This window comes from Vibrio genomosp. F10 str. ZF-129, assembly GCF_000287055.2.
In the GTDB taxonomy this organism is placed as follows: domain Bacteria; phylum Pseudomonadota; class Gammaproteobacteria; order Enterobacterales; family Vibrionaceae; genus Vibrio.
Genome location: NZ_AJYQ02000007.1, coordinates 1 through 1,647, shown reverse-complemented (window position 1 = coordinate 1,647; position 1,647 = coordinate 1). Strand labels below are relative to the sequence as shown.

Here is a 1,647-nt window from a genome sequence, read left to right as displayed (position 1 = left end):
TTGTTTATTTGCCGCTTAGCAGAGCGTTAGGGCTACTGTTTAAATATATACGATATAATAAGGAATGAGAGTGACTCGATTACCAGTTCCAAACCCTTCATATTTGGATTCTGCGGAATACTTAGGGTTTGTACATGGAGCCAAAAGGTGGCGCTCACAATGTGGGCAGCGCCTATATACTTGGGACTCCTATCATGGCGAAATTGAAGTGTTTAACAAAAGAGGCAGGCATGTCGGTGTTCTAGATGCGTTAAGTGGTAATATGATTAAAGAGGCAGTGAAAGGGAGAAAAATTGATGTTTAAAGTAATACATGGTGGGAAGTTTATCGACCTATGTCTCACAGGGCATGCATTACCTGAAGATATCGATGATTTTGTTGATCAATGGCATGACTCAGACTCTACTTTGCCACTAAGTGAGTACCTTGGTATGTCGTCTGACGAATATGAATCATGGTTACATGCACCAGATACTCTGCATTCAATCATTACAGCGAGAATTACAAAAGTGCCTTTGCTTGAAGTTTTGCAATCTACATATGATTTGCCTATGGCCGCACGTGCGAGCTCTCCTGAAGCGGCAATATTCTTAATGAAATGGTTAAAATCTAAAGAGCTACAATGAGAATTCCGATAGTTCTAAATTATGCGAGAAGGCTTCATCAAAAGTATGATTTGTCCTTACCAGTCAACCTGGATGATTTAGCTAAAGAGTATGCGTCTTTGACTTACACTGATATCCCTATGGATATAGATGGAGTTTCAGCGGATCTTAAGGTAGCAGGGAAGCGACCTCATATTTTTGTAAACAACGGTATGCCAGCAAAGCGCCAAAGATTTACATTAGCTCATGAAATAGGGCATGTCATAATACCATGGCATACGGGAACAATATTCGATGTTACAGCGATTAATGAGTCTGACAATAATATCGAGTATTGGGAAATAGAGAAGGAGGCTAACGCATTTGCAACAGAGTTGCTAATGCCCTCTTCTTGGGTTGAGGAGTTGGTTCAACAGAACTCGTTTGATGCCGCAGACCTTCATCGACAAATAGTTAAGACTGCAGATGTATCCGACATCGCTGCTTGTTTGCGACTGATTCAATTTCTTCCGAAGGGCTATGTCTTCGTTGCTCTCGACCAAGGCAATTATGTGCAATACTCAGCCCGCAGCGAAGGTACTATTGCTTCTAATCTATCTCAGCATGAATTGTTTGATATTGATAAACACTATGCTTACTGTGAGAATCGTAGTTTTGTCGAAACTTTTTCAGGTGTCTATTACTGGTTTAAACTACCCACAGATATGAAATTGCCAATCAATGATGGAAACTGTGACTGGCGAACAATCTTAAGATCTATTTTCGAAGATTTAGGCTTGGACAAGCCTTTAGAACAGAAAAAAACTCAGCAATTGAATGGTGTGCTAGGGTTTGCAAATAGCTTAGCAAAACGTAGTTGTCCTCCCTCTAAAGAAAGCTTATTTAGTGCATGTATTCAAAGGTTAGAGGGAAAGCCACATTTAGAAGTGCTGACTCACCACCCTGAATTTAGTAAGTTTCTGTCTGCAAAAATTAATGACCTAATAGAAAAGGGCTCACAGCAGTCGTAGCCCTAACAAAGCATTTAAGAGTGATTCGCAAC

Annotated in this window: 3 protein-coding genes; all 3 read left to right on the top strand. The window is 40.3% G+C overall.

All coding sequences use genetic code 11. From position 1 onward, the window contains the following. Nucleotides 1-70 precede the first annotated feature (70 nt). Genes A1QO_RS01290 through A1QO_RS01280 form a run of 3 tightly spaced genes read left to right on the top strand, consistent with a single transcriptional unit; the run spans nt 71 to nt 1,615 of the window. Nucleotides 71-304 (top strand): colicin E3/pyocin S6 family cytotoxin, encoded by a 234-nt coding sequence (locus A1QO_RS01290; protein WP_017041090.1) that lies wholly within the window; start codon nt 71-73, stop codon nt 302-304. Continuing rightward, nucleotides 297-626 carry a hypothetical protein gene (locus tag A1QO_RS01285; protein ID WP_017041089.1) on the top strand — a complete coding sequence of 110 codons (330 nt, stop codon included), beginning with the start codon at nt 297-299 and terminating at the stop codon, nt 624-626. The genes A1QO_RS01290 and A1QO_RS01285 overlap by 8 nt, the downstream gene beginning before the upstream one ends. Continuing rightward, entirely contained in the window at nt 623-1,615 is a 993-nt protein-coding gene (locus A1QO_RS01280; protein WP_017041088.1) for an ImmA/IrrE family metallo-endopeptidase, read from the top strand. The genes A1QO_RS01285 and A1QO_RS01280 overlap by 4 nt, the downstream gene beginning before the upstream one ends. Nucleotides 1,616-1,647: the final 32 nt, after the last annotated feature.

Excerpts from the sequence above, each read along its gene's own strand:
- A1QO_RS01285 (WP_017041089.1), top strand. The coding sequence starts at position 297 with ATGTTTAAAGTAATACATGGTGGGAAGTTTATCGACCTATGTCTCACA.
- A1QO_RS01280 (WP_017041088.1), top strand. The coding sequence starts at position 623 with ATGAGAATTCCGATAGTTCTAAATTATGCGAGAAGGCTTCATCAAAAG.